This is a genomic window from Acidobacteriota bacterium (assembly GCA_020853395.1).
Taxonomy (GTDB): domain Bacteria; phylum Acidobacteriota; class Vicinamibacteria; order Vicinamibacterales; family SCN-69-37; genus JADYYY01.
The window spans coordinates 52507-74133 of record JADYYY010000001.1; the positions used below are offsets into that span (position 1 = coordinate 52507).

General features: G+C 69.7%; 18 protein-coding genes. 13 read left to right on the forward strand and 5 right to left on the reverse strand.

Going from position 1 to position 21627, the window contains the following annotated elements:
* Positions 1–8 precede the first annotated feature (8 nt).
* The 12 genes from IT184_00235 to serC all read left to right on the forward strand — a co-directional run bounded on the left by IT184_00235 (position 9) and on the right by serC (position 13217).
* Positions 9–1481: a sensor domain-containing diguanylate cyclase gene (locus IT184_00235; GenBank protein ID MCC7007221.1), complete on the forward strand. Its 1473-nt coding sequence runs from the start codon at positions 9–11 to the stop codon at positions 1479–1481.
* 9 nt (positions 1482–1490) lie between these two features.
* The gene (locus tag IT184_00240; protein MCC7007222.1) at positions 1491–2999 is read left to right on the forward strand and encodes a DUF853 domain-containing protein; all 1509 of its coding nucleotides are present in this window, start codon (positions 1491–1493) and stop codon (positions 2997–2999) included.
* A gap of 9 nt (positions 3000–3008) precedes the next feature.
* Positions 3009–4286, forward strand: a complete 1278-nt coding sequence (locus IT184_00245; protein ID MCC7007223.1) for a glycosyltransferase family 1 protein — start codon at positions 3009–3011, stop codon at positions 4284–4286.
* Positions 4287–4320: 34 nt separating this feature from the next.
* The gene (gene mtnB / locus IT184_00250) at positions 4321–4968 is read left to right on the forward strand and encodes a methylthioribulose 1-phosphate dehydratase (protein ID MCC7007224.1); all 648 of its coding nucleotides are present in this window, start codon (positions 4321–4323) and stop codon (positions 4966–4968) included.
* Positions 4956–5522 (forward strand): cupin domain-containing protein, encoded by a 567-nt coding sequence (locus IT184_00255; GenBank protein ID MCC7007225.1) that lies wholly within the window; start codon positions 4956–4958, stop codon positions 5520–5522. Before mtnB ends, IT184_00255 begins: the two co-directional genes overlap by 13 nt.
* A gap of 34 nt (positions 5523–5556) precedes the next feature.
* Complete coding sequence (gene mtnC, locus IT184_00260; GenBank protein ID MCC7007226.1) at positions 5557–6279, forward strand: acireductone synthase; 723 nt, start codon at positions 5557–5559, stop codon at positions 6277–6279.
* Positions 6280–6295: 16 nt separating this feature from the next.
* Positions 6296–7234, forward strand: coding sequence for an alpha/beta fold hydrolase (locus tag IT184_00265; protein ID MCC7007227.1), 939 nt, complete (start codon positions 6296–6298; stop codon positions 7232–7234).
* A 12-nt stretch (positions 7235–7246) separates the two neighbouring features.
* Entirely contained in the window at positions 7247–8569 is a 1323-nt protein-coding gene (locus tag IT184_00270; protein ID MCC7007228.1) for a YfcC family protein, read from the forward strand.
* A gap of 318 nt (positions 8570–8887) precedes the next feature.
* On the forward strand, positions 8888–9445 hold the full coding sequence (locus tag IT184_00275) for an outer membrane beta-barrel protein (GenBank protein ID MCC7007229.1): 558 nt from the start codon (positions 8888–8890) through the stop codon (positions 9443–9445).
* 95 nt (positions 9446–9540) lie between these two features.
* Positions 9541–10815: a peptidoglycan DD-metalloendopeptidase family protein gene (locus tag IT184_00280; GenBank protein MCC7007230.1), complete on the forward strand. Its 1275-nt coding sequence runs from the start codon at positions 9541–9543 to the stop codon at positions 10813–10815.
* Between the two features lie 5 nt (positions 10816–10820).
* Entirely contained in the window at positions 10821–12026 is a 1206-nt protein-coding gene (locus tag IT184_00285; protein ID MCC7007231.1) for a DUF1015 domain-containing protein, read from the forward strand.
* Positions 12027–12095: 69 nt separating this feature from the next.
* The gene (serC, locus tag IT184_00290) at positions 12096–13217 is read left to right on the forward strand and encodes a 3-phosphoserine/phosphohydroxythreonine transaminase (protein MCC7007232.1); all 1122 of its coding nucleotides are present in this window, start codon (positions 12096–12098) and stop codon (positions 13215–13217) included.
* A gap of 19 nt (positions 13218–13236) precedes the next feature.
* On the opposite strand, the gene pcnB is transcribed toward serC, so the two are convergent.
* Both pcnB and polA read right to left on the reverse strand, forming a co-directional pair.
* Entirely contained in the window at positions 13237–14529 is a 1293-nt protein-coding gene (gene pcnB / locus IT184_00295) for a polynucleotide adenylyltransferase PcnB (GenBank protein MCC7007233.1), read from the reverse strand.
* A 43-nt stretch (positions 14530–14572) separates the two neighbouring features.
* Complete coding sequence (polA, locus tag IT184_00300) at positions 14573–17269, reverse strand: DNA polymerase I (protein ID MCC7007234.1); 2697 nt, start codon at positions 17267–17269, stop codon at positions 14573–14575.
* 61 nt (positions 17270–17330) lie between these two features.
* Between polA and IT184_00305 the strand changes: the two genes are divergently transcribed.
* Positions 17331–18104 carry a hypothetical protein gene (locus tag IT184_00305; GenBank protein ID MCC7007235.1) on the forward strand — a complete coding sequence of 258 codons (774 nt, stop codon included), beginning with the start codon at positions 17331–17333 and terminating at the stop codon, positions 18102–18104.
* On the opposite strand, the gene IT184_00310 is transcribed toward IT184_00305, so the two are convergent.
* From IT184_00310 to IT184_00320, 3 genes are all read right to left on the reverse strand, one after another.
* Positions 18082–20139, reverse strand: a complete 2058-nt coding sequence (locus IT184_00310) for a carboxypeptidase regulatory-like domain-containing protein (protein ID MCC7007236.1) — start codon at positions 20137–20139, stop codon at positions 18082–18084. The two genes, IT184_00305 and IT184_00310, sit on opposite strands and share 23 nt — an antisense overlap.
* A 62-nt stretch (positions 20140–20201) precedes the next feature.
* The gene (locus tag IT184_00315; GenBank protein ID MCC7007237.1) at positions 20202–20729 is read right to left on the reverse strand and encodes a BON domain-containing protein; all 528 of its coding nucleotides are present in this window, start codon (positions 20727–20729) and stop codon (positions 20202–20204) included.
* A gap of 147 nt (positions 20730–20876) precedes the next feature.
* Entirely contained in the window at positions 20877–21611 is a 735-nt protein-coding gene (locus tag IT184_00320) for a ZIP family metal transporter (protein MCC7007238.1), read from the reverse strand.
* Positions 21612–21627: the final 16 nt, after the last annotated feature.

Genomic DNA, 21627 nt, shown 5'->3' on the forward strand with positions numbered 1-21627 from the left:
CCGGTGGTATGAGACATGCACCCTCGGCCCGCGAGATGTGGCGCGATTACGTCGAGGCGCTTCGCGGGCGGTTCACCCGAGAGCAGACCCTGCTGGTCTCCACCGCCATCGCATACATCGTCACGGGCGAGGTCGGCTTGAGGCTGGCGTACGGCTATCCGACGGCGAGCCTGGTCTGGCCGCCGTCGGGCATCGCGCTCGGCGCGATGCTGCTCGCCGGCTACCGCATCTGGCCGGTCGTGTTCGCCTCCGCGACGGCGTTGTACGCGTACGAGATCGGCGTGGCCGCCGCGGTGACGGGCCGGGCGGCGGGAGACACGCTGCAGGCGCTGCTCGCGGCGTACCTGGTCAATCGCTACGCGGGCGGGCGGCACGCCCTGCAGACGCCTCGCAACAGCCTGCGGTTCGCCGGCGTCGTGATGCTCGCGAACACCACGATCGGCGCCATGATCAACACGCTCGTGCTGGTCATGACGGGCCTCGTTCCGTGGGCGGAGTACGGCGTGCTCTGGAGCACGCTCGCGCTGGGCAGCCTCGTGGGCATGCTGCTCGTCACCCCGCAAGTCCTGCTCTGGGGGAAGCTCTCGCTCGCGCGCGTGCAGGTCGCGCAACTGGCGGAAGCGGCGGCAGCGACGTTCGCGATCGGGGCCGTGGCGGCGCTCGTGTTCTTTCCGGTGCCGCTCGAGCTCCGCGGATTCCCGATCGAGTTGCTGTGCCTGCCGTTGCTGCTGTGGGTCGCGTTCCGCCTCGGGCGACGCGCCGCCGCCGCGGCGCTGGTCGTCATCGCCGTGTTCGCGATCTACGGCACGCTGAACGGCAACGGCCCGTTCGTCCGATCCACGCCGTTCGTCTCGCTGGCGGTGGTGCAACTGTTCGTCGGCGTCAACGCCGTCATCGCGCTGTCGCTCGCCGCGCTGGCCTCCGAGTACGAGGTCGCCGAGCGTCAGCTCCGTGAGCTCGTCGTGACCGATCCGCTGACCGGCTTGCCGAACTACCGCCGGCTCGTGGAAGTCATGACCGACGAGATCGCCAAGGCGGATGAACAGAAGCGCGAGCTCGCGGTGGTGTTCTTCGACATGGACGGGCTCAAGGAGATCAACGACGGGTTCGGCCATCTCGTCGGGAGCCGAGCGGTCTGCCGCGTGGCCGAGACGCTGAAGGCCGGATGTCGCATCAGCGATACCGCCGCCAGGTACGGCGGAGACGAGTTCGTCGCCGTGCTGCCGGACACCGACGAGCGAGGCGCCTGGGCGGTCGTTCAGCGCATCATGGATCGGCTGCGCGAGGATCGGGATCAGCCCGCGATCTCGGTGAGCGCCGGGGTGGCCGTGTACCCGCGCGACGGCCGGACGCCGACGACGCTGCTCAGCGCCGCGGATCGCAAGCTGTACGCAGCGAAGGCCGATAGGCCAGCCAGCCGTGTGAAGGTCGTCGGCATCCGCGACAGGACGCCTGCTGCTTCGATGCCGTTCAGCCGCTAACATAGCGGCATGTCGACTCCGCTCCCCCTGGCCCGTACGCACGACGGCCGTGACCTCGCGCTGCTCGCGGGGCTCGCGAACCGGCACGGTCTCATCACCGGCGCGACCGGCACCGGCAAGACGGTGACGCTCCAGGTGCTCGCCGAGCGCTTTTCGTCGATCGGCGTGCCGACGTTCATGGCCGACGTCAAAGGCGATCTCGCCGGCCTCGCCGCCGCCGGCACGTTGTCTCCCAAGCTGGAACAGCGGCTCGCGAGCCTGAAGATCGACGCGCCACAGTGGGCGGCGAGTCCGGTGACCTTCTGGGACGTGTTCGCCGAAGCGGGCCACCCGGCGCGCACCACGATCTCCGACATGGGGCCGCTCGTGCTCGGCCGGCTCTTGAACCTGAACGAGACGCAGCACGGCGTGCTGGCGCTCGTGTTCAGGATTGCCGACGACAACGGCCTGCTGCTGCTCGACGTGAAGGATCTTCGCGCGATGCTCCAGTTCGTGGGCGACAATGCGAAGCGGTTCACCACGGAGTACGGCAACGTCTCGGCGGCGTCGATCGGCGCCATCCAGCGGTCGCTGCTCGCCCTCGAACAGCAGGGCGCCGACCGGCTGTTCGGCGAGCCCATGCTCGACATCGACGACCTGCTGCAGACGGTCGACGGCCGGGGCATCGTCAACATCCTGGCCGCCGAGCGGTTGATGACGGCGCCGAAGGTGTACGCGAGCTTCCTGTTGTGGCTGCTCTCGGAGCTGTTCGAGCGCCTTCCCGAAGTTGGCGATCCCGACAAGCCGCGCGTCGTGTTCTTCTTCGACGAGGCGCACCTGCTCTTCGACGACGCCCCGGCCGCGTTCGTGGAGAAGATCGAGCAGGTCGTCCGGCTGATCCGGTCCAAAGGGGTTGGCGTGTACTTCGTGACGCAGAATCCGCTGGACGTGCCCGACGCGGTCCTGGCGCAGCTCGGCAACCGCGTGCAGCACGCGCTGCGCGCCTTCACGCCGCGCGATCAGAAAGCGGTACGGACCGCGGCCAGCACGCTGCGTCCGAACCCGTCGCTCGACGCCGAGCGCGTCATCACCGAGCTCGCCGTCGGCGAAGCGCTGGTGTCCCTCCTGGACGAGAAGGGCACGCCGTCGGTGGTCGAACGCGCCTGGATTCTGCCGCCGGGTTCGCGGATCGGACCACTCAGTGCGGACGAGCGCAAAGCCGTGCTCCGGAGCTCGGTCGTGCGCGGTCACTACGAGCAGACCGTCGATCGCGAGTCGGCGTTCGAGAAGCTGAAGACCGCAGCGGCGACCGCTCCGGCGGACGTGCCGTCCGGCGCACCGCCGCCGGCAACCGCTGGCGCGGGATCCCAGGGGGGCAGCCTCACGGATCTCATCTTCGGGAAGACGGGACCGCGCGGCGGACGCCACGAAGGGATCCTCGAATCGGCGGCCAGGAGCGCGGCGCGCAGCATGGGCTCCGGCCTCGGCCGCCAATTGCTGCGCGGCGTGCTCGGCTCGCTGCTCGGCAGCCGCCGTTGATCCAGCCGCATGGCACGCGTCGTCCTCGCGTGCTGGGGGTCCTATGGTGATCTGTTTCCGTACCTGGCCATAGCCAGGAGGCTGCGAGCGCTCGGCCACGAGCCGGTGCTCGCCGCTCCGGAGTACTACCGCAGCAAGGCGGAGTGCGAGGGCGTCGAGCTCACCGCGCTACGCCCGGATGTCGACCCGACGGATACGGCGACGATCCGCCGCCTGATGGATCCCGCCCGTGGGACCGAGGCGGTCATCCGGGAGCTGATCGTTCCCGTTGTCCGTGGCGCGTTCGACGATCTCGCCTCCGTCGTCGCCGGCGCCGATTTGGTCGTGTCTCACCCGGTGACGTTCGCGGCGCCGCTGGCCGCGGAAGCGGCCGGCGTGCCATGGATATCCAGCGCGCTCGCGCCGGCGTCCTTCTTCTCGTCGTACGACTTTCCCGTGCTGCCTCCCCATCCGCGTGTTCTTCGCGTCGTGCGGCGATCGCGCTGGCTCGCGCGCCTGTTCCTCGGGCTCGCGCATCGCATCACGGGGCCGTGGACGGCGCCGGTTCGCCGCTTCCGGCGCGAGTTGGGCTTGCCGCCGGCAGGCGATCCGCTCTACGAAGGCCAGTTCTCGCGGCGGGGCACGCTCGCGCTCTTCTCGCCGGTGTTCGGTCCTCCGCAGCCTGACTGGCCCGCCGCGACGGTCGCGACCGGGTTCGTGTTCCACCGCAGCGACGCCGACGTGCTCCCGCCCGATCTGGCGGCCTTTCTCGACGACGGCCCGCCGCCGATCGTCTTCACGCTCGGAAGTTCCGCCGTCGGAGCGGCAGGCCGCTTCTACGAGGAGAGCGTCGCGGCCGTTCGGATGCTGCACGAACGTGCCGTATTGCTCGTCGGGTCCGACCCGAGGAATCGCTCGGCCTTGCCGTCGGTGCCTGACCTGCACGTCGCCGAGTACGTGCCGCACTGGCTGCTGTTTCCCCGCGCGGCAGCGATCGTTCATCACGGCGGTATCGGCACGACAGCGCAGGCGCTAGCGGCGGGCCGGCCGATGCTGGTCGTCCCCCATGCGCACGATCAGCCGGACAATGCCCATCGCGCCGAACGGCTCGGCGTCGCGCGCGTCGTCGACGCTGCGCGGTACGCGCGCGAACGCGTCGTTTCCAATCTTCGCGCGCTCCGTGGCGCGGAGTACGTGGTGCGTGCGCAGCATCTCGGCTGCCGCCTGGCCGCAGAGGACGGGCTCACGTCGGCGTGCCAGACGATCGAACGGACGCTCGCCGAGATGCCGACGAGTGCGCGCGCTTGACCTGCGGCGCCGCGGCCGGGCACCATCGCAGGCCATGGTCCCGCGCGTCTTCGAGCCGCCGAGCTTCGACGAAGCGACGAGGCGGCTCGCGGAAATCGGCCGTCGGCTGGATGGCCGGAATTGGGTGCTCGGTACCAGCGGCAACTTCAGCGCCGTGCTCTCTCGCCGTCCGTTGGCGTTGGCGATCACCGCCAGCGGCACCCACAAGGGCCGCTTGACGCGACGGCAGTTCCTCACGGTGGATGCGGACGGCCGAGTCGTCGGGCGAAGCGGTGCGGGCCGGCCCTCTGCCGAGACGCTTCTTCACCTCGAGCTCGCGCGGCGCGGTGCCGGCGCTGTCTTGCACACGCATTCGGTTTGGGGCACGATCGTCTCCGATCTCCATGCGGATGCGCGTGGCCTCGCGATTCAAGGCTACGAGATGTTGAAGGGGCTCTCCGGCGTCGTTTCTCACGACCACCGCGAGTGGCTGCCGATCGTCGAGAACGACCAGGACATGGAGCGCCTTGCCGGCGTCGTCCACGAGGCGCTCGAGGCGCATCCCGCCGCGCACGGCGTGCTCCTGCGCCAACACGGTCTCTACACGTGGGGCACGACGCTCGACGACGCGGCGCGGCATGTGGAGGTTCTCGAGTTCCTGCTCGAGACCGTCGGACGGAGGAGCGCGCCATGGCACGAGTGACCATCCCCGAGTTGGAGCGCACGATCGAGGATCCCGACGAGATCCGCGAGTTTCTCGCCGCCAACGGCGTGGATTACTGGCGGGCTGCACCGGACGTTCCGGTGCCGTCAGACGCTCCGGCCGAGGCCCTGCTCGAAGCCTACAAGGCCCGGATCGACGAGCTCAGCGCGCAGGGTGGTTACGTCACCGCCGACGTGATCGACGTCTTTCCGAACACGCCCGGGCTCGACGCGATGCTCAACAAGTTCAGCGCCGAGCACTGGCACGACGAGGACGAGGTCAGGTTCATCATCGAGGGCCGCGGGGTCTTCCACGTCCATCCTCCTGGCCAGCCGGTGTTCGCGATCGAAGTCGGGCCGGGCGATCTAATCCGCGTGCCACAGGGGACGCATCACTGGTTCGATCTCTGCGCCGACCGCCGGATCCGCGCCATCCGGCTGTTCAAGGACAAGGCCGGGTGGGCGCCGCGCTACACGGAGACCGGCATCGACCAGCAGTTCCAGCCTCTCTGCTTCGGGCCAGCGTACCTGCCGCCGTCGCTCGCGCGCTCGTGAACCGCTCGTGAGCGTTGGACTCGCCGAACGCGGCGTGGCCGCGGTGCTGCTCGACATCGAGGGCACGACGACGCCGCTCGCGTTCGTCCGCGACGTGCTGTTTCCGTTCGCGCGGGCGCATCTGACTGGCTGGATCGCTCGCCACCACGACGATCCCGAATTCCGCGACGTCGTCTCGCGGCTGGCAGCGGAGCACGCCGCCGACCGGCGTGACGACGCGTCCGTACCCGATTGGCGCGATCCGACGCCGGCCGCGCTCCACGAGTCGGTCGACGCCTATGCCCGCTGGCTCATGGATCGCGATCGCAAGTCGCCGGGCCTGAAGCTGCTGCAGGGCCTGATCTGGGAAGAGGGGTTCAAGGCTGGCGAGCTGCGTGGGGAAGTCTTCGCCGACGTCCCGCGGGCCCTGCGGCGCTGGCGTGCTGCCGGCCTGATCGTCGCGATCTACTCGTCGGGCAGCGAGCTCGCGCAGCGTCGCTTGTTCGGATCCGCCGGAGACGGCGACCTCTCGCACTGCATCGCCGCGTACTTCGACACCGCCGTGGGATCCAAGCGCGACAGCTCCAGCTTCACGCGCATCGCCAGGCTGCTCGGAACGACGCCCGGCGCGATGCTGTTCGTCTCGGACATTCCGGCCGAGCTCGCCGCGGCGCGTGCCGCCGGCTGCCAGGTCGTCCTGAGCGTCCGGCCCGGCAATCCTGACGACGGCGATCGCGCCGGCTACGAGCAGATCACCACGTTCGACGGCATCGCCTGAGCCGATAATCGTCGTGATGATCGCGGGCCGGCTCGTCATCCTCCTTGCCCTGGCGCTCCGTGCCGCCGAGCCCGTCGGCGAAGCCAGACCGCGCGGCCTCGAACAGTCGGCACCCGAGCGGTTCACCGTCGTGTCGGACGGCCACCCGCTGGCCGTGTGGGCCAGGCGTCCGGCGTCGCCGCGTGCGGCCATGGTGCTCGTGCACGGCCGGACGTGGAGCAGCCTGCCGGACTTCGATCTCCAGGTGCCCGGGCTCCAGCGGTCCACCCTGGCCGCGCTCGCGCGGAACGGCATCGCCGCGTACGCCGTCGACCTCCGCGGCTACGGCGAGACGAAGCGCGACGCGACGGGCTGGCTGACCCCGCGGCGCTCGGCGGCCGACATCGTCAACGTGCTGAATTGGGTGGCGCAGCAGTATCCCGGATTGCCGAAGCCGGCGCTGCTCGGTTGGTCGCGAGGCGCCGTGGTCTCGATGCTGGCCGCGCAGACGGCGCCACGGAGCCTCTCGGCGCTGATCGTGTACGGCTTCGCCTTCGACCCCGATCTGGACTTCGTCGATGCCGATCCGCCGGCCAAGCCCGCGATGATCAGGAACACGGCCAAGGACGCGGCCAGCGACTTCGTCTCACCCAAGGTCACGCCGCAGGCCGTCGTCGACGCCTTCGTGGCGCAGGCGCTTCGAAGCGATCCCGTGAGCATGGATTTGCGCAACGACGGCGAGCTGAACGCGATCGACCCGGCGCGAATCGCCATGCCCACGCTCCTGATCTTCGGCGAGCGCGACGTCAACGTGCCGCCGATGGACGGCGCGAAGCTGTTCGCCAGGCTCGGCACGGCGGACAAGCAGATGGTGGAGCTGCCGGGCGCCGATCACGTCGCGCACCTCGAAGACACACACGACGCGTGGATGGCGGCCGTGGTCAATTTCGTCACGCGCCCGGCCGTGCGGCGCTGAGACCGCAGCCGCATGTCGCGCCTTCCGCACCCGGTGATCGTCCTCATGGCCGGTGTGGTCTTCGCGGCCGTGCTCACCTGGTGGATTCCGGCCGGCGAGTTCGAGCGGCGTGACGATCGGGTCACCGGCCGCGTCGTCGTCGTGCCGGGCACCTATCACCGCGTGGACGCGCATCCGGTTGGCGCCTTCGCCGCGCTCGTCGCCATTCCTCGCGGGTTCGTGGAAGCGGGCGACGTCGTCGCGGTGATCCTGTTCGTGGGCGGCGCCTGGGTCGTGCTCGACTCGCTCGGCGTGCTGGGCCGGCTCGTCGCCGCGTTCGCGCAGCGGTTCCGGCGCCGGACGCTCGGGGCCGTGCCGCTCGTGGCGGGCGCGTTTGCGGCGATGGGCGCGCTCGAGAACATGCAGGAAGAGATCATCCCGCTCGTGCCCGTGCTGCTCCTGCTGGGAAGGCGGCTCGGGATCGATGCCGTGTCGGTCGTCGGGATGAGCGCGGGCGCAGCGATGATCGGCAGCGCGTTCGGTCCGACCAACCCGTTCCAGGCCGGCATCGCGCTCCAGCTCGCGGAGTTGCCGCCGCTCTCCGGCGCCGGCGTCCGGCTTGCGGCGCTCCTGGCTGCGACGTCTTTGTGGACGTGGTGGACGATGAGGTACGCGCGTCGACGCCGGCTCGCTGCCGTCGATGACACCGGCGGCGTGGAGATGCCGGCAACGGCGCGCGATCTCTCGATGCTCGCGGTGATGCTGCTGCCGATGGCCGCATACGTTTACGGCGCGTCGATGCTCGGCTGGGGATTCCACGAGCTGTCGGCCGGATTCCTCGCCGGCGGCATTGCGGCCGGCCTGGTCGGCGGCCTCGGCATCGGGGGGACGTTGAACGCCTATCTCGAGGGGATGAAGACGCTGCTGCCCGCGGCCGTGATGGTGGGCGTCGCGCGGTCGATCTCGCTCGTGCTCAGCGACGGGCTGATCATCGACACCATGCTGGCCGGATTGAGCGCGCCGCTCGGTGCCTGGCCTCCGGCCGTCGCCGCGGCGTTGATGGTGCCCTTCCATGCGGCCCTGCACGTGCCGGTCTCGAGCGTCAGCGGTCACGCCGTCTCGAGCCTGCCGATCCTCGTGCCGCTCTCCGACCTCGTCGGTGTGTCGCGTCAGGTCACCGTGATGGCGTATCAAGTGGGCGCGGGGCTGACCGAGCTGCTGACCCCTACCAACGGATCGCTGATGGCCATCCTGCTCGCCGCCGGCGTGCCGTACTCCGCATGGGTCCGCTTCGCGGCCGGCGGCACGTTGCTCGCGGCCGTCGTCGGTGCGGCGGCCATGGTCGCGTTGAGCTGAACGCGTCGCCGCGAGCGATGGATGCTCGCCACTTCCCACGCCTGCCAGACCGCCCGCGACGACGTCGCGACGAACAATCACAAGGCATCGTGCGTCTCGTTCGAGTGGATGACGTCGAGACGCGTCACGTTCCGCGCAGCGCGAGGGCGGTCGGACGACTTTTCGTGGTGGGGCCTTCGCAACGGGATGGCACGTCGTTACCCATTTTTTCCTACGTCCAACCTTCGCTCGCGATCGGTGCGAATGAACAGGCGTCAATTGATACGTTTCGTCGTATTCTGAGACTGCAGTGCTGTTCGTCCTTACTTGGAGGTTGTTGTGCTCATTCGGTCAGTGAAGGCATTCGTGATGGCCACGGCGCTCGTCGCAGCGTCGGCGGCGCCGGCGTTCGCGCAGGGGTCGGAGGGGATCGGCAACGTTGCCGTGGGCCTCTCGTTCCTCGGCGACGAGGGTGGCGTCGGTGTTCAGGCGGCCGTCTCGAATCGGCTCCGGTCCCTCGCCAACGACAAGATGTTGTCCTGGATTGTCGATGGAAGTTTCCACCACAACGGCGAAAGCCTGCTGGACGTCAGCTGGAACAGCCTGTTTCTGCAGGGCGGCGTTCAGGTCAGCGGGCCGCTGTCCGACAAAGCCCAGTGGTTCGCCCACGGGATGATCGGCATCTGGCGCGTCAGCGGCGACGTTGGGGCGTTCGGCGATCTGTGCGATGCGCTCGCCGTCGACTGCGGCACGAGCGACACCAGCATCGTGTTCACGCCTGGCGCAGGCATCTCCTACGCCTTGAACGACAAAGCCAGCGCGTACGCGCAGCTCGACCTGCCCATCAGCGACGGCAACACGACCCGCTTCACGATCGGCGTCAAGTTCAGCCGGTAGTCCGCGCGGTTCCGTGCACTTCTGGGCGGGCGCGCTTTCGCGCCCGCTTTTTCTTTTTCGCAGCGGCGGCCGATGCTACACTTTCGGCCTTCGCCGTGGTACCACCCTCGCGCTCCGCTGCGGTTTTCGTCGCCATCGCGCTCGTCGTGTGCTGCCGCGCATCGTCGATCGTCGCGCCCGCACCGGCGCCGGCCGTCGACGTGCACCTGGCGCCGGATGCGACGACGTTCGAGTCCGTGGTGCCGAGAAACGCGACGCTCGAGAGCCTGCTGCGCCAGCAGCTCCCCGAGGAACTGTCCCGCTCGATCGTGAGCGCGGTGACGTCGGTGTTCAATCCGCGCGAGCTGCGGGCCGACCGCGTCTATCAGATCACAAGGGGACTGGACGGGCTGTTCCGCGAATTCCGTTATCAGATTGATGCCGATCGGCTCCTGCGCGTCGTGTTCCGGCGCGAGGCCACCGAAGTGGCCGATACGCTCGACGTCGCCGTCGTCGAGATGCCCCGGGAGTACGTCGGTGCTGCGATCGAGGCGAGGATCTCACCGGATCACGACTCGCTGATCAACGCGTTCGACGCCGCCGGCGAGAACATCCAACTGCCGCTCCGCGTCGCCGAGATCTTCGCCGGCGAGGTCGACTTCAACGCCGAGCTGCGCCGCGGCGACGGCGTCGAGGTTCTGTTCGACCGCGCGATGCGCGACGGAGCGTTCGTCGGATACGGCGACGTCAAGGCCGCCGTGCTCTCCGTCCGCGGACGCCGCCTGACGGCCGTTCGATTCACCGGCCCGGACGGGCGGCCCGCGTTCTACGACGAGCAGGGGCGATCGCTCCGCCGGCAGTTCCTCAAGTCGCCGCTGCCGTTCAGCCCGCGCGTCACCTCAGGCTTCTCCACGAACCGTTTCCACCCGGTGCACAAGGTGCGGCGCGCCCACCTCGGCGTGGACTACGGGGCGCCGTTCGGCACGCCCGTGAACGCGGTGGCCGCCGGCACCATCGTCGCCGCCGAGTGGGCCGGCGAGGCCGGCCGCATGGTCCGGATCCGGCACACCGGCAACCTAGAGACGGCGTACCTGCACCTGTCGTCGTTCGCCCCGGGCATCCGGCCGGGCGCTCGCGTCGAGCAGGGCGAGATGATCGGTCGAGTCGGCCAGACCGGCACGGCGACCGGACCGCACCTCGACTTCAGAGTGATGAAGAACAACGTGTACCTGAACCCCGTGACAGCCTTCAGCCGGATGCCGGCTGGCGAGCCGATCCCGTCGGAACGGCTCGACGAATTCCGTCGCGTCCGCGACGAGATCCTTCGTGAGCTGCAGCAGCAACTGTCCGGCGGCGCGCGCACGTCCAACGCCGCGACCGCGGCCGGTTAGCTGCGATGTCAGCGCTGTTTCCGTTCCGCGCGCTTCGGCCCGATCCCCGAGCGGCGGCCGACGTGGCCTCCGTGCCGTACGACGTGGTCAGCACCGAGGAAGCCCGCGCGCTCGCCTCGGATCGGCCGCTGAGCTTCCTGCACGTCACGCGCTCCGAGATCGACCTGCCGGCCGGCACCAACCCGTACGACGCGCTCGTCTACGATCAGGCCGTCCGTAACTTCGAGCACCTCGAGCGCGCCGCGCCGCTCGTCCTCGACGACGAGCCGTCGCTGTACTGCTATCGGCTGCGGATGGGGCCCCATCAGCAAGTGGGCTGGGCGGGATGCTTCGCCGTCGACGAGTACGAGCGCGGGACGATCAAGAAGCACGAGAAGACGCGCCAGGACAAGGAAGACGACCGCACGCGACACATCCTCGAGCTCCGCGCGCAGACGGGCCTGGTCTTCCTCACCCACCGCGCCACCCCAGCCATCGACGCGATTGCGCGCCAGGCCGCGGCCGCCGCGCCGCTGTACGACCTCACCGCCGCCGACGGTGTCCAGCACACGATCTGGCGCGTAACCGGCGCGGCGTGCGATGAGCTCGTCGCGGCGTTCGGGCGGCTCGACGCGCTCTACATCGCCGACGGCCATCATCGCGCCGCGAGCGCCGCGCGCGCCCGGCAGGCCCTGCCCGGCCGCGCCGAAGCCTCGCGCTTCGTCGCCGTCGCGTTCCCGCACGATCAGATGCAGATCCTTCCGTACAACCGCGTGGTCAAGGATCTCGGCGGTCTGAGTGCAGCGGCGTTCCTCGACGCGTTGCGGCAGGCCTGCGAGGTCGGCGCCGGAAGCCCGCGGCCGGCCGGCCGCGGCGAGGTGACGATGTACCTCGACGGCCGTTGGCATGGCCTTCGTCTGCCTGCCGCCGCTCCAGGCACGGCGCCCGCCGATGGCCTGGACGTCGAGGTCCTCCAGCAGCGCGTGCTCGGCCCGCTCCTGCAGATCGGCGATCCGCGGACCGACAAGCGCATCGACTTCGTCGGCGGGATCCGCGGGCCGGAAGAGCTGGAGCGGCTCGTCGCGTCCGGACGCGCCAGCGTGGCCTTCTCGATGTACCCGGTGAGCATCGACGACCTGATGCTCATCGCCGATGAAGGCGGCATCATGCCGCCGAAGTCGACCTGGTTCGAGCCGAAGCTTCGCGACGGCCTGCTCGTCCACCTCATCTGATCGCGCCAGCGCTGGCGCGTCGCCGCACTCGCGGCGCGCCGACGATCCGTGAAATCATGGAAGGCTCAGATGGCGCCGTCCGCGCGCCAGACAAGCGAGGTTCCCGTGACGACCCGTCTCTACAATTTTTCCGCCGGCCCTGCGGTGCTGCCCCTGCCGGTGCTCGAACAAGCCCAGCGCGAGCTCGTGACGCTGCCGGACGTCGGCATGTCGGTCATGGAGATCAGCCACCGCTCGAAGCCGTTCGACGACATCATCGATGCCGCCGAGGCGGACCTGCGCGAGCTCGGCTCGATTCCCGCCAACTACAAGGTGCTGTTCCTGCAGGGCGGCGCCAGCCTGCAGTTCCTGATGGTGCCGATGAACCTGCTCGCCGCCGGCTCGACCGCCGACTACATCGTCACGGGTGAGTGGTCGAAGAAGGCCCTGTCGGAGGCGAAGCGCGTCGGCACGACGCACGTGGTGGCGACGGGAGAGGCCGGCAACTTCAAGCGGATTCCCGCGCAGCACGAGCTGGCGCTCACCGCCGGCGCCGCCTACGTCCACATGACGTCGAACAACACGATCTTCGGGACGGAATGGAAGCAGGTTCCCGACGTCGGCGAGGCCCCGCTCGTCTGCGACGCGTCGTCGAACATCTTCTCGCGGCCCGTCGACGTCTCGAAGTTCGGCCTCATCTACGCCGGCGCGCAGAAGAATCTCGGGCCGTCGGGCGTGACGGTCGTCATCGTGCGCGAGGACCTGCTGGCGCGATCGGCCGCATCGCTCTCGCCGATGTTGAGCTACAAGGTGCAGGCCGACAACGGGTCGCGCTACAACACGCCGCCGACCTTCGGCGTCTACATCCTCGGGCTCGTGCTGAAGTGGCTCAAGCGCACCGGCGGCCTCACGGCCATCGCGGCGATCAACGATCGGAAGGCACGGATTCTGTACGACGAGCTCGATCGCACGCCCTTCTGGCGTCCTCATGCCGAGCCGGACAGCCGTTCGGCGATGAACGTGACCTTCCGGCTGCCGTCCGAGGAGCTCGAGAAGCTGTTCGTCAAGGAGTCGACGGCCGCGGGCTTCGATGGCCTCAAGGGCCATCGGTCGGTCGGTGGGCTTCGAGCCTCGATCTACAACGCGTTCCCGGAAGAGGGCGTGCAAGCGCTCGTCGAGTTCATGCGGGAATTCGAGCGGAAGCGCGGCTGAGCCGCGGGCGCGGCGGAGGTCAGACCTCGGGACCGTGGCTTCGGCGCCGCCTCCGGCGTCGCCGGCGGCGGCGAGACGGCCGCGCCGCGCCTTCGTCTGGAAGCCCTTCGGCGGCTTCGCCGTGCGGCGGCGCGACGCGCCGATGCTGAACCTGCCGCCACGTCTCGACGACGTCCGGCGCCTCGGCATGGATGTCCAGCCAGGTCACCGCGTCGGCGAATGCCGGTCGATGCGGGAGGCTTCGGACGACGCGCGGCGGCAGGCCGGGATCGATCAGCCGGGGTGCCAGGTCGGTGATCTGGCGCAGCCGTTCCAGATCGCGACGCGCCACCGGCAGGATGCCGAAGCTCACGCGATCGGCGTGTGCGCTCGCGCCGCGGCCGTGCAGCGGTTTCGACAGCACGCCCAGCGGCTGCAGCAGCGAGCCGAGGAGCAGCGGCGTGGTCAGCTCGTCTGGCGCTGACGTGAACCGCTGCCGGTAGCGATCGAGCCGCGCCAGCGCGTCCCAGAGCGCATCGGGCGGCGACTGGAGCTCCGGCGTGACGAGCTCGAGCAGACGCGCGCGGGCGAGCGCGCGGAACGTCGCTTCGGCGGCGCCGGCGCGAAGGATCTTGAAGTACTCCTCCAGGAGCCTCGCCGGCGATGCGCTGGCGATGAGGCCGCGGTGCTCGGCGATCGCCTCGGTGACGAGCGGATCGAGGTCGAAGCCGAGCCGCGAGGCCATGACGATCGCGCGCAGCATCCGCACCGGATCCTCGACGAACCGCACGGAGGGATCGCCGATCGATCGCACGACGCGCTTCTCGAGATCGTCGAGGCCGCCGACGTAGTCGATCACCGAGAACGTCCCGATGTCGTAGAACAGGCCGTTGATGGTGAAGTCGCGCCGGAACGCGTCTTCCTCGGGCGTACCGAACGTGTTGTCTCGGGAGAGCGGCCCGAGCCCGCCGGGCGAGGGTGTCGCATCGGCGACCACCGGCTCGTCGTCGGGCCGCGCCGGCTCGGTCACGATCCGGCGGAAGGTGGCGACCTCGATGGTCTTCGTGCCGAACTTCACGTGCGCGAGCCGGAACCGCCGGCCGATGATCCAGCAGTTCCGGAAGAGCCGCTTGATCTGGTAGGGGTGCGCGTCGGTGCCGATGTCGAAGTCTTTCGGCCGCCGTCCCAGCAAGAGATCCCGGACGCTGCCGCCGACCAAGTACGCCGTGAACCCGTGCTCGCGGAGGCGGTAGAGAACCTTCAGGGCATCGGGGTCTATGTCACGCCGGGAGAGGTTGTGCGCCTCGCGGCGGACAATGACCGGTTCGACCACGGAAGAGATTATAGAAGGGCCGGCCGAGGCTGCCGACGGGTCATCAGGGTTTCGCCAGCGTCCAGTTGTCACCGACCCCGACGTCCACCGTCAGCGGGACGTCGAGCGGGAAGGCCCGTTCCATGACGCTCTTGACGAGCGCGGCGACCTCCGCCGCTTCGTCGGCCGGCGCTTCGAAGAGCAGCTCGTCGTGGACCGTGAGAATCATCCGGCTGGCATGGCGCCGGCCCGCGTTTCGCTCGGCGAGCGTGTCGTGCACGGCGATCATGGCCTTCTTCAGGATGTCGGCGGCCGTGCCCTGGATCGGCATGTTCACGGTTTCCCGCTCCGCGGCGGCGCGAATCTGGCCGTTCTTGCTGAGCAGCTCGGGCACGAGACGCCGGCGTCCGCTGATCGTCCGGACGACGCCAGTGGCCCTCGCCTCTGCGAGCGTGCGATCGATGAAGGCGCGGACGCCCGGATAGCCGGCGAAGTAGGCATCGATGAACTGCTGCGCGGCCTGCTGCGACACGCCGATGTCCTTCGCCAGCGTGAACGCCGTCTTGCCGTAGAGCAGGGCGTAGTTGATGATCTTCGATCGACGTCTCAGCTCGTGCTTGTCGAGCCCGAGCGGTCCGCCTGGGCCGCCGAACACGCGCTCGGACGTCTGGTCATGGATGTCGATGCCCTGGCGGAAGGCGTCGGCGAGCGCCTCGTCGCCGGACAGGTGCGCGAGGACGCGCAGTTCGATCTGCGAGTAGTCCGCCGAGATCAGCCGGTAGCCCGGCTCGGCCACGAACGCCGCGCGGATCTGGCGGCCGAGCGCGGTGCGCACCGGGATGTTCTGCAGGTTCGGATCGCTGCTGCTCAGCCGTCCGGTGGCGGCCACCGCCTGGTTGAAGGTCGTGTGGACGCGGCCCGTCGCCGGCACGACGAGCGATGGCAGCGCGTCCACGTAGGTGCCCTTGAGCTTCTGGATCTCGCGCCAGCGGAGAATCAGGGCCGGGAGCTCGTGGACGAGCGCCAGCTCCTCGAGCACGTCGCGGGCCGTCGAGACCGCGCGCGTCTTGCCGGTCTTCTTCGTGGCCTGGAGGTTGAGCCGTCCGAACAGGACGTCGGCGAGCTGCTTCGGCGAGTTGATGTTGAACTCGCAGCCGGCGTGCCCGTAGATCGTACGGCACAGCTCGTCGAGCTCGGCCTGCATCGTCGCGCTGAGCGCCGCCAGGGCGGCAGTGTCGATCCGGACGCCCGCGCGCTCGATGTCGGCGAGCACCGGGATGAGAGGCCGTTCGAATTCCTCGTAGACCCGGGTCAGGTGCTCGCGCTCGAGATCCGCCGTGAGGCCGGCCGACAGCGCGAGCGGGAGGTCCGCCCGCTCACACGCGAACGCCGTGAGCGAGGTGGCCGGCACGCGGTCGAGCGGCACCGCCTTCGCGCCCTTGCCGGTCACGTCCTCGATCGTCATGGCGCGGTAGTTCGAGCGCTCGAATGCCAGGCCTTCGACCGAGTGGCTCGATCGCGTGGCGTCGACGAGATAGCTCATGACCATCGTGTCGAAGAGCGGGCCGGCGAGCGTCAGCCCGGCGCGCCCGCAGGCGATGTCCACGAACTTCAAGTCGTGGCCGACCTTCTCGATTGCCGGGTTGGCCAGCACGGGTCCGATGATCCTTGCGACGTCGGCTGGACCCGCGTTCGGCGGATCGGTCAAGCCCACGTGGCCGGTCGGCACGTAGCGCGCGTGTCCCGCGGTGCTCGAGAACGCCCACCCGCTGACGGCGGCCGTCGTCGCCGACGTCGAGTCGCTGAGCGCCGCGATGGCGACGCGCGGGGCCTCGTTCAGCGCGCGCCCGAGCTGCTCGAGCTCGTCGATGGATGCGATCGTGGCGTAGTCGCGCGCCGACGTCTCCGCCGTCGGCGCGAACTCCTGCACGAGCGATCGGAAGCCCAGCGCCGCGAACAACGCGTAGCAGCGCTCGCGCGACGGACCGCCGTATCGCAGCGCCGCCGGATCGAACCCGACCGGCACGTCGGTGCGGATGCGCGCCAGCTCGCGGCTCGACCGCGCCGAGTCGGCGTGCGCGAGCAGACCCTCGCGATAGCGCTTCTGCTGGATCGTGCCGGCGGCGGCGATGAGCGCCTCGAGCGATCCGTGCGTCTGAATCAGCTCGCGCGCGCCCTTCTCGCCGATCCCGGGAACGCCCTTGATGTTGTCGATCGCGTCGCCCATGAGCGCGAGCACGTCGACCACCTGATCGGGCCGCACGCCGAACTTCTCGATCACGCCGCGCTCGTCGTACCACGTGCCCTCGTCGCGCGGGTTGAAGACGCGGATGCCGTCGTGCACGAGCTGGAAGAAGTCCTTGTCGCCCGTCACGATCGCGACGTCGAACCCGGCGGCCACCGCCTTCGTCGCGAGCGTGCCGATGACGTCGTCGGCCTCGAATCCCTGGACGGTGAGGACGGGCACGCCCAGCGCCGCCGACGCTTCGAGCACGAGCGGCACCTGCTCGGCGAGATCGGACGGCATCGGGGCGCGATTCGCCTTGTAGTCGACGGCCATCGCGTCGCGGAACGTCGGGCCGGCGAGGTCGAACGACGCGGCGATGTACTCGGGCTGCTGATCGGTGATCAGCTTTCGCAGCATCGTCGTGTAGCCGTAGACGGCGTTCGTCGATCGGCCGTCCGGTCCGGTCAGCCCGCGGATCGCGTGGTAGGCGCGATACATCTGCGAACTGCCGTCGATGAGAAACAGACGAGGCACGTGAAGCTCGGATGGTGGGCGGTCGTGTGAGCCCGGGGGAGCGCAGTATATCATTCGACCGATGCGCGGGCCGGCAAGACGGATGCTCGCGGTCGTGCTCGCGTTGACCGCGGCGATCGGCTGCGGTAACCCGTTCGGCCGCCAGTACGAGTACGAGGAGCAGATGTATCTCGGCGTCGATGGCTCCGCCACCGTGGTGCTCGACGCCTCGATCGCGGCGCTCGTCGCCCTTCGCGGCGTGCCGCTCGATCCGTCACCATCGGCCCCCGTCGATCGCGAGCGGGTCGCCGCGCTGTTCGCCGGCCCGGGATGCGAGGACGTGCGCGTCGGCCAGCCCTGGGTCCGCCATGGACGCCGCTACGTGCAAGTGAGGGTCTCGGTCGCCGCGCTCTCCGATCTACAGCACTGCGGACCGCTCTCGTGGTCGTCGTACACGTTCGAGCGATCCGAGGACACGATCCGCTTCGTCCAGGATGTCGGTCCGCCGGCGGAACGTGCCGTCGTGAACGCCGGGTGGAACGGCGCGGAGCTCGTGGGGTTCAAGCTCCATGCGCCGAGCCGCATCTACTACCACAACGTGAAGCGGCTCGAGGACGGCGCGAACGGCGAAGCCGGCCGCGGCAACGTGCTCACCTGGGAGCAGACGCTTGCCGACAGGCTCGCCGGCCGGCCGATGCGGTGCGAGGTGCAGATGGGGGCCTCGTCGATCCTGTTCAGAACGCTCTGGCTGTTCGCCGGTGCGTTCACCGCGGCCGTGGCGGTGCTGGCGGCGCTGATCTGGTGGACGATCCTGCGCGCCAGGCGGCGACAGGCTACCTCCCGGCAGCCAGCCTGATGTCCTGCGTCTTCTTCTCACCGTCCGCGAGCGACACGCCAACCGACGCCGGCGCAAGCTGCGCCAGGAACGACGGGTCGTACCACTCGCCGGGCTCGACGTCGGTCACCGCGGTCAGGCGGTAGTCGCCGGGCGGCAGCCCGCGAATCGCGAACCGCCCGTCCGTGCCAGGCTGCGTCGACGTGATCCGCCGCGATTGAGCCGTCCAGTACCGCCGATCGGACGGGAAGACGATGATCGTGTAGTCGGCCGTCGGCCGCCCGCTCACGTCCTGAATCATGCCGGACAGCTCCTGCGTGCGATCGGTGAACGTGAGCACGGCGCTCGTCACGTCCGCATTCGAGCCGAGCTCGAGCGGGAAGTCCAGCGTGTCGACGCCGTTGACGATCGCCGACCGCAGTTGCCAGGTGGTGTTGGCGTTCTGCGCGAACGGTCCGGGCCCTGATCCGCCGCGACCGGCAGGCGGCTGCGGGCTCGACGGCACCGATGTCGAGAAGGCGTACCGACCCGGCGGCACGCCCGTGATCTTGAAGCGGCCGGACGCGTCGACCTGCGCCGGTGGCACGCCGCCGATCTCGAAGGGCTGCGCTCCCCTCGTGGACAAGTTCACGCGCGCCCGGCTGAGGTCCGCCGGCGGCGCTGCCGTGCCGTCGAACTCCATCCGGCCGGATACCGTCATGCCAGGCTGCAGCGTCAGCATCAGGCCAGAGACATCCTGGCCGTTCACGAACACCTCCGACGAGGCCCACAGCACCTGCGCGATCGCCCCGCCGGCCATCCCGCGGCCGCCGCGGACCGGACCAGGCGGCTGCGCGTTGCCGGGTTCACCTTCGCGGAACACGTTGGCCCGCGTCTGGATCACGTACTGACCGGGCGTGACGTTCCTGAAGGAGAACTGGCCGCTGGCATTCGCGCGCGCGTTGTTCGCGCTCAGGCCAGGGATGCTCGGCAGCCCCGCGCGCTCGGCGGAGACGAGCGCGATGTTGGTGGCCGCCGGGAGCGGGCTGCCGTCGGGCATCAGCACGACGCCGTCGATCCGCGAGGTCGCGACGAGCTGCAGCCGGAAGTCGATGCCGCTTCGCTCCTCGCCGGGACCCAACGTGACCGTCGCCGCCGACGCCAGCGTCGTCGTGCCGGGATAGTAGACCGGCGCGTACGCGCTCGACTGTTCCTGTTCGGCAGCCGTCAGTTGCAGTTGCAGCTCGTTGGCGCGGGCGACGAGCGTCTGGGCCGCGGGCCCACCGGCCAGTGCGCCAACGCCTCCACCCGGTGCGCCGCCAGCGCGGGCCTGGCCGGCCTGTTGGAGCAGGGCCGCGACCTCGGATGCGATCGCTTCCCGCATGTTCCCGACGGTCAGGTTGCGCGGCACGGCATTCAGCACGTACTCGCCGGGCTGGAGCTGGAAGATGCGGTAGATGCCGCGATCGTCGGTCTGATCCTGCCCGGCCGCCTGCAGCGAGCGCTCGCCGGTGCGCATCGCGTAGCGGAACGCACGGACCTGGGTGCCAGGCTCCGGCTCGCCGTTCTCGTCCACGACCATCCCGGTGAGCACCCCCCCGCGCGGGAGCGTGATGGCCACGCTCTCGAGCTTCTGTCCCTCCGCGAGCTGAATCGGCGTGCCGGGTCGCCCGGCGCGCTTGGCGCCGAAGCTGGCGTCGACGTAGCCGGCCTTGCTGGCCGTCAGCGTGAACCGTCCGGCGGGCAGCGCCTGGAACACGAACCGCCCCTGATCGTCCGTGAGCGTCGACCGGCCGCCTTGGGGCCCCTGACCGCTCAACGTGACGCGCGCCCGCCGCACGGGAAGCCCTGTGCCTTCGGTCAGCACCATTCCCGTAATGGTCGCCGTGCCGAGGCGCGTGGAGGCGACGACATCTCGCGTCGCGCCGCGGCTCGCGCCGGGAGGCCCGCCGGCCATACCGCCGGGCCCGCCGCGGCCTGGTCCGCCCGGGCCCTGCATCGACGCCACGCTTCCGAGCGCGAGCGCGATGGCGAAGGCAATCCAGGCGTGAAGGGCGCGCGGAGCGAGGGGAGCCATGGTGTTATTGGACGACGGCCGTCACTGAATGGTTACGCCGAGCGCCGGACCGTAGTTTCGGATCATCGCCGGTCCACGCGGATCCGATTCGTCACGCCGAGCGTGCCGCCGACCTGCGCCAGCGTCGCGGCCATCGACTTCTGCACCTCGCTGTCGGCCGCGCCCGTCAACGTGATCCGGCCTCGTTCCACGACGATGTGGATCGGCGGCACGGGCATCTGCGCGTACACCCAGAACATCGGATGGCCGTAGATGGCGTGCGCGATCCGGTACCGCAGCTCGTCGTCGGCGGGCGACACCGGAAGCACGCCGATCTCGTTCGTGACGTCGCGGATTCCGTCGATCTTGCGGACGCGCGCCTCGATCTCGTCGCGCTTCTTCGGCGTCGTCACCCGGCCGGCGAGCAGCACGGAGCGGTCCGTGACCTGGATTTCGATGCTGTCGAAGACCGTGTAGTGCGGGTAGGCGCTGATCGTCTGCGAGATGCGTTGCGCGAGATCGCGGTCGCTCATCTGCGCCGCACCCGTGGCGGCGCAAGCCGACAGCACGACCGCGGTGCGCAGCAGCAGGGAACGCGATCTCCTCCACATTACGGGCGTCCGTCGGGCAAATGCCTGGAGTCGAGCAAAGAGAGTACCAGAGCTTCGCAGGGCAGGCCCGTTTCTGTCCAGCGTCAGCCGGCGGAGGAGCGTACTCGGCGCCGGACACGCCGCGCCGGGAGCATCGCCGTGCCCGCGTTACAGCATCGCAATCGTGAGCAGGCCCGCCGTCATGAGGATCACCTGGCGCACGGCGTTGCGGTCGAGCGTTCCGCGGTGCAGCGTCGGGATCAGGTCGACCATGGCGATGTAGAGGAAGCTGCCGGCGGCGAACGCCAGCACGTACGGCACGACGAGCGGGACGCCGGTCCCGAAGAGCAGCATGGCCGCCGCGCCGAGCACGCCCCCCGTGGCCGACGTCAGGTTCAGCAGGACGGCACGGCGGCGCGAGTAGCCAGCGGCGAGCAGGATGGCGAAGTCGCCGGCCTCCTGCGGCACTTCGTGCGCGACGATCGCCACGGCCGTCGTGACGCCGAGCGGCAGCGAAATCAGCACGGCCGCGGCGATGACGACGCCGTCGACGAACGTGTGGATCGCGTCGCCGGCGATGAGCAGCGTCGCCGTGCTCCGATGGACATCGCACGCCTCGTCGTCATGCCAGTGGTGCCAGAGCACGAGCTTCTCGAACAGGAAGAACGCCAGCACGCCGGCGAGCAACGCGGCGGCGGCTCGTCGCGGCTCGAGCGAGATCAAGGCCTCGGGCAGCAGGCCGAGCAAGGCCGCACCCAGCAAAGTTCCGACGGCGTACGAGACGAGCCAGGGCACCGCTCGCGTACGGGCGTCGGTCCGCACGAACAGAATGACGGACGACACGAGCAGGCCGCCGGCGCTCCCCAAGACCGACAGGCCCAGGGCGGTCACCCAGCGAAGCACGCTGCATGCTAGCCCG